This window comes from Limnobacter sp., from assembly GCF_964228395.1.
Classification (GTDB): Bacteria; Pseudomonadota; Gammaproteobacteria; order Burkholderiales; family Burkholderiaceae_B; genus Limnobacter.
In genome coordinates, this window is the sequence record NZ_CAXQZX010000170.1 from 1 (window position 1) to 5,772 (window position 5,772).

The following is a 5,772-nucleotide window of genomic DNA, read 5'->3' on the forward strand; positions in this document are numbered from 1 at the left end:
CCTCTCCAGTGCAGCGCTGCGGCTTTTCAATTCTTCAATGTTGATGCCCGACGTGGCCAGGTTCAACTGAACCAACACCGCGCCTTCTTTCACAAAGTCGCCTTCTTTCACGGCCAACTCCTGAACAATACCGCCTTCCAAGTGTTGAACGCTTTTAACGCGCGTGGAGGGAATCACCTTGCCCGGCGCCGTTACGACCTGATCAACGCGAATAAACAGCGACGCAAACAAGGACAGCGCAATCATTCCCAAAGCCACACGGCTCTTGGTGTCGAAGCCACCTCCAGACGGTTTGTAAATTGAAGGCACTTCATTGACCTTCAAATCATTCTTGCCAACTTCGGCCAAAGCGTTGCCAGATTTACCCATGGAATTGCCTTCACTCATCAGGCTTGAGCGGCTTTGCCGCCCACCGCATTGTTGGAATCACCGGGCTGGGTTTCCCCTTCCCTTGTTTTGCCGCTGGCATCCGCAACCTGCGCTGGCTGCTTGGGCGCTGCGGGCACAGGCTTGGGCACAGAAATGCCATACAACAGTTTGAGCATTTCAGGCGTGGCGCCAACGTGCAACTTGGAGGCTTTGTCCAGGTAAATGATTTTGTCGCAAATCGACATAAGGCGCACTGAGTGGGTCACCATCACAATCGTTTTAACCGTGGACAGGCTCTTGAATACAGCCATCAAATGGGTCTCAGCCGCAAAATCCAGATCGTTGGTGGGCTCATCCAGCAAAAGCACCGGCGCATCAGACAAAAACGCCTGTGTAATGGCTACCCTTCGGCGCTGCCCACCGGAGAGCCTGTTACCGCCCTCGCCCACTTGGGTCATGTAACCATCGGGCAATTTGGCGATGAATTCGTGAGCCCCCGAACGCTTGGCGGCCAACAAAATTTGCTCATCGCTGGCATCCGGATTGGAGCGACGCAGGTTTTCTACAATCGTGCCTTCAAAAAGCTGCGAAGTTTGAGGCAAAAAGCCAATCCATTTAGACAGTTCTTGGCGTGAAAACTGCGACAAATCGTATTCATCCAACAGCACGCGGCCAGACTGCGGCTCATACAGACCCCGCAACAACTTCAGCAGCGTGGACTTGCCTGCACCGTTGTCGCCAGCCAAACCATAAATACCACGCGGGCCAATTTGAGCCGACACCTGCTTGACCACTTCTTTTTGAGCCCCAACGTGCTGATAGCTCACGTTTTCAAGCCGCAAAGCGCCAGAGGGCATGGGCAAGTTCATGCCGGTGTGCTGTTTTTCCTCATCGGCGGCAAACACCTTGTTCAGGCGGTCGGTGGCCTCGCGTGAATTTGCAATCGAGCGCCAGTGACCGCTGAGTGAGGCCAGTGGCCCAATCGCCTTGCTGGCCAACATATTGGAGGCAATCAACCCACCCACGGTCATCCACTGGTTGATCACGGCATACGCACCCACCGCGGTGATGGCCACGTTCACGCACAGCATGATGGTCATGGCCAACTCGCGCTGGTCTTCCATTTCGCCGTTTTTCTGGAAAGACTCTTGCACCCAGGCGTTGTAGCTGGACACCCAAGCCCGCTTGGCCGAATCGTCTTGAACAAGAGATTTAATGGCTTCGCGACCACGGCAAACCTCGGCCAACACCTCATCGCGGCGCCTTGCACGGGCAAACTCCTCAACTCGGCGCTTGCGGAATTCCCCAGCGCTGTACCATGACAGAGCCGCCAAACAAGCAAGGCCTACCAGCACCACCGGCAGCACTGGCAATGCGATGGTGGCAATCAAACCGATGGCCAAAATGGCGAATGGCAAATCCAGGATGGTCATGGCCACCGCGCCACTCCACACCACACGCACGGTGTCCACATCTTTAAACAAGGCATACCAGCCCGCCGTGGAGCGGGCTTCCAACTGGCGCAAGGGAATCGCCAGGATTTTGTTCATGAGTTTGCTGGCGATTTGCCCATCGATCTTTACTGCCGCCACCCTCAACACGCGGGCGCGGAAGGAACGCAAAATCAAATCAGCCGCCAACAATATGGCCATGCCAATTAACAACGCGGTGAGAGTATTCAGCCCGGAGCGGTAAATGACCCGGTCGTACACCTGCAGAGAGAACACAGCGGGAAACAAGGCCACCAGGTTAACAAAGATAGACAGTAAGGCTGCGCGCTTGAGTAAGGGCAACGCCGCTCGAATTACACCCTGCACCGTGCGTGGGTTAGCTTGAGGCGCTGGGTCGTGCTGGCCAGGGTCCCCAGGCTCTGAATCGTTCTTTAGGCCAAAATTCCAAAGGGCTTCAAGACGTTCTTTGAACAGATATTTAACTGACATTGAACCATCCCAGGCGCTAGGCCGCACCAGCAGAGGCTGCAAGCCTGGACTGCTGCGCCTTTAAGCGTTCCAGCAGCACCAGGTAAGACGCCACCAAACGAACCACCGCAGGGCGCATACCCGCAAGCTGCTCTTTACTAAGGCGGGCCAAGGGGTTGCTCAAAGGTGAGGCGGAGGCCTCTTGCTTATCAATGGCTTTGCACACTCGATCAAATACGCCAGAGAGTGCCAAATCCAGATCTGCCTCGCTCATATTGGCGTGCAACACCTGAGGTTGAGAATCGATCAAGCTCAGGCGGGTCTGCCAATCCAGCACACGTTTGGCCAGAGAGGCGTCTGTTTTAAGCTGCTGCTCAAAAGCGCTTCGTTCGGCGCCACGCATCACGCCCAGTACGTAGTCTGCTGCCAACCAGTTTTTGTCGTCCTCAGTCATGTCGCCTCCTCAGGCTGGGTATCCGGATTGTTCAGCGTCTTTTCTGCGCTTGCTGTTGTCTGCCACCAAGGCAGCCAGTCCTTCCGATTGGAATTCGTCGTACACCGTCTTCAATTCGATCAAGCCACGGCGCACCCAAGTTTTAACTGTTCCCAACGGAACGTTCAGGTGGTCAGAAATCTCTGCATGGCTCATGCCGTGGTTGTAGGCCAAGGTCAGCACCTGCCGGTACTTTCCTTCAAGGCGCTGCACACAGGCCTGCATCAGGCGCGTGTTTTCGCTTTCGTCGCTGCTGGCCGAATGAGAATCCAGCAAAGAATCCTCGACCCCTTCTTCCTGATCCGCAAAATGGTCCAGCGGAATGGAGTTCACTGTTTGGCCCTGCTGGGCAATCAAATCGAGCGCCCGATTGCGAACCACTTGGTGCAACCAGGTTTCGGGGGCAGACAATGCGTTATTAAAGGTATGCGCATAACGCCATAGGCGAATATACGCATCTTGCAGCACATCCTGAGCCATGCCGGGCTCTCGCACAATGCGCAGCGCCACGGCGAACATTTTGCGAGAGGTCAGCCGATAAAGCTCCTCAAATGCCTTGCGGTCGCGATTGGCGATCCGTTCAATCAAAGCGGCTAGTTCTTCTCTCAACTTGGCATTCCCCGAGACGAAGCGTCAGTTTGAACAGTGTTTCTAATAGCAATGTACCGTCGAGCGGGACGCAAGCGTCCGTCAAAAAGGCCAAGTTTTACTGCTCAAACCGCCGAATGGGCCACCCAACATAGGGGGATATCACATATTGGTAATCCCCAAGTGTAGGGATACTAACAAAACTTATCATGACTAACCAGCCTTTGTAATCTTTTTGCTTACAGAGCTCACCTTCCTTGAATACCTGAATTTCCTTTAAAGCAATCACTTTGCTTACATGTCTTTGAATCCAAAAACTTCAGGCTTAAGTACAAACCTTCAGATCTGCGTAAAACCCAGTAAAACACACTTAAACGGGGCGTCAACATGACATTAGGACCGAGCTGGCCAAGCCAGACACACATGGGTGGGATTATGAAAAACGACAAAGGCTTGAGCGGTAGACAACCGGTTCAGCGTGACGTGGGCGCCCCAATGCACACCGGCGGTCGAACCGTCAGCTTGCAGCCCATGTTTGTGACCAACCGAACCACGATTGACGAAATCGACAACCATTTGGCCAGCGCAGAGACGCGCATCGTTGTGGTGACCATTGAGCGCAACAACAACCACGGCGAACCTGTGGTGCGCCACATCGGGGAAAATTACAGCGATGTCCGCGTGGTACTGGTCTGCGAAGGCACGGCCCAAGACATTCTTGCCATGGCATTCAAACCCGGTGTATGGGCATGCGTGGGTCGGCAGTCTTCGGTTGAAACGCTTCGCGAGGCCATCGACACCGTTGCCACAGGCGTGCGCTACGTGGCCCCCGAACTGGTGAATGCCCGCAGTGGCGCGAGCGCGATGCCAGAGCGCAACGAGCGCCCAAGCCAAATGTACGAATTCAACGACCAGGACGAAACAGCCCAGCTGACCCGCCGCGAGCGCCAGGTGCTGACTTTGATCGCCCAAGGCCGCCCGCGCCGCGAGATTGCCGAGCTGCTGAAGGTATCGCCACGCACCATCGACGCTTACCGCGCCCGGTTGTTGCAAAAGCTCAACTTGGACTCTAGCGTGCAATTGGTAAAGTACGCCATCTCGGCGGGCATGGCCAACTAAGGAACAACTGCCAGGCTTTCACCTCCAGAACCCCCGCCGCAGTGCGGGGGTTTTGCTTTGGCGCGTACAATATGACCCCTACAGGTATTTACACCGCTTGCCAGCCAGGCAGAACATGAACAAAAAAGCACTCGTCCTATTTTCGGGCGGACAAGACAGCACCGTGTGCCTGGCTTGGGCCCTACACCACTTTGATCACGTGGAAACCATCGGCTTCGATTACGGGCAACGTCACCGCATTGAATTGCAGTGCCGGCTCGAGGTGATCGAGCAAATCAAGCAGCAGTTCCCGGCCTGGGGCAACAAGCTTGGGGAAGATCGAGTGATCGACCTGGGTTGGTTGGGGCAGATCTCGGACTGCGCGCTTACTGAGGAGCGTCGTATCGAATTGTCAGAAAACGGCCTGCCCAACACATTTGTGCCCGGGCGCAACCTGGTTTTTTTTCTGATCGCATCCGCAGTGGCCTACCGACGCGGCTTGAGTACACTGGTGGGCGGCATGTGCCAAACCGATTTTTCTGGCTACCCCGACTGTCGCGAAGACACATTGAAAGCTCTGCAAGTCGCCACCAACCTGGGCATGGCCAGTAGCTTCCGGTTTGAAACTCCTTTGATGTGGATCGACAAAACCGAAACTTTTACATTGGGCGAAACCTTGGGCGGCAGCAAATTAATCGATATTTTGCTGAAGAACACCCACACCTGCTACACAGGCGACCGATCCACGCTGCACAGTTGGGGTTATGGATGCGGCCAATGCCCCGCCTGTGAGTTGCGCAAAAATGGGTGGAAAAACTACATTTCCCAAAGCAATCAATAGCTTGCCAAAGCAGGCAGCCCGCAGGCGTGTAAGCCGCGCCCACCTTGGGTTTGCTCAAATTTTAAGCAAAACTTTGTTTGCATAAATTTTTTTGAAAAAGCATTTGACAGTCAAAAATTTGCTGCTATAATTTCGTTCTCTTGACGGCGACAAGCAGTTAAGAAACGCGGGAATAGCTCAGTTGGTAGAGCGCAACCTTGCCAAGGTTGAGGTCGCGAGTTCGAGCCTCGTTTCCCGCTCCAAATTCCAAAGGGGAAGTGATACACTTCCCCTTTTCCTTGTCTGCAGTGCCTAAATGCAATAGGCACAACCCTTGGCGGGGTGGCAGAGTGGTCATGCAGCGGACTGCAACTCCGTGTACGCCGGTTCGATTCCGACCCCCGCCTCCAGTTGAATTTCCATCGGCCCGGGTGGTGAAATTGGTAGACACAACGGACTTAAAATCCGTCGCTTACCGTAAAAGG

The 5,772-nt window shown here is 54.6% G+C and carries 5 protein-coding genes, 2 tRNA genes and 1 pseudogene; 4 read left to right on the top strand and 4 right to left on the bottom strand.

The genetic code is table 11. The annotated features are described in order from the left end of the window. The 4 genes and pseudogenes from ACEQU8_RS14225 to ACEQU8_RS14240 all read right to left on the bottom strand — a co-directional run. Positions 1–387: pseudogene (locus ACEQU8_RS14225) on the bottom strand (hypothetical protein); the annotation flags it as partial. After that, the gene (locus ACEQU8_RS14230) at positions 387–2,309 is read right to left on the bottom strand and encodes a peptidase domain-containing ABC transporter (protein ID WP_370264477.1); all 1,923 of its coding nucleotides are present in this window, start codon (positions 2,307–2,309) and stop codon (positions 387–389) included. The pseudogene ACEQU8_RS14225 and the gene ACEQU8_RS14230, both read right to left, overlap by 1 nt. A 16-nt stretch (positions 2,310–2,325) precedes the next feature. Further along, positions 2,326–2,742 carry a hypothetical protein gene (locus ACEQU8_RS14235; RefSeq protein ID WP_370264478.1) on the bottom strand — a complete coding sequence of 139 codons (417 nt, stop codon included), beginning with the start codon at positions 2,740–2,742 and terminating at the stop codon, positions 2,326–2,328. Positions 2,743–2,751: 9 nt separating this feature from the next. Beyond that, positions 2,752–3,390, bottom strand: a complete 639-nt coding sequence (locus ACEQU8_RS14240; RefSeq protein ID WP_370264479.1) for an RNA polymerase sigma factor — start codon at positions 3,388–3,390, stop codon at positions 2,752–2,754. 414 nt (positions 3,391–3,804) lie between these two features. Here ACEQU8_RS14240 and ACEQU8_RS14245 point away from each other — a divergent pair, with 414 nt between their 5' ends. The 4 genes from ACEQU8_RS14245 to ACEQU8_RS14260 all read left to right on the top strand — a co-directional run bounded on the left by ACEQU8_RS14245 (position 3,805) and on the right by ACEQU8_RS14260 (position 5,697). Then, the gene (locus ACEQU8_RS14245) at positions 3,805–4,488 is read left to right on the top strand and encodes a response regulator transcription factor (protein WP_370264481.1); all 684 of its coding nucleotides are present in this window, start codon (positions 3,805–3,807) and stop codon (positions 4,486–4,488) included. A 115-nt stretch (positions 4,489–4,603) separates the two neighbouring features. Then, the gene (queC, locus tag ACEQU8_RS14250) at positions 4,604–5,308 is read left to right on the top strand and encodes a 7-cyano-7-deazaguanine synthase QueC (protein WP_370264482.1); all 705 of its coding nucleotides are present in this window, start codon (positions 4,604–4,606) and stop codon (positions 5,306–5,308) included. Between the two features lie 166 nt (positions 5,309–5,474). Further along, positions 5,475–5,550: transfer RNA gene (locus tag ACEQU8_RS14255), tRNA-Gly, on the top strand. 73 nt (positions 5,551–5,623) lie between these two features. Further along, positions 5,624–5,697, top strand: a tRNA-Cys gene (locus tag ACEQU8_RS14260). Positions 5,698–5,772: the final 75 nt, after the last annotated feature.

What these genes read in the sequence shown, in the direction of transcription:
- ACEQU8_RS14235 (WP_370264478.1), bottom strand. Translation starts at nt 2,742, where the DNA reads ATGACTGAGGACGACAAAAACTGGTTGGCAGCAGACTACGTACTGGGC.
- ACEQU8_RS14245 (WP_370264481.1), top strand. Translation starts at nt 3,805, where the DNA reads ATGAAAAACGACAAAGGCTTGAGCGGTAGACAACCGGTTCAGCGTGAC.
- queC (WP_370264482.1), top strand. Translation starts at nt 4,604, where the DNA reads ATGAACAAAAAAGCACTCGTCCTATTTTCGGGCGGACAAGACAGCACC.
- ACEQU8_RS14230 (WP_370264477.1), bottom strand. Translation starts at nt 2,309, where the DNA reads ATGTCAGTTAAATATCTGTTCAAAGAACGTCTTGAAGCCCTTTGGAAT.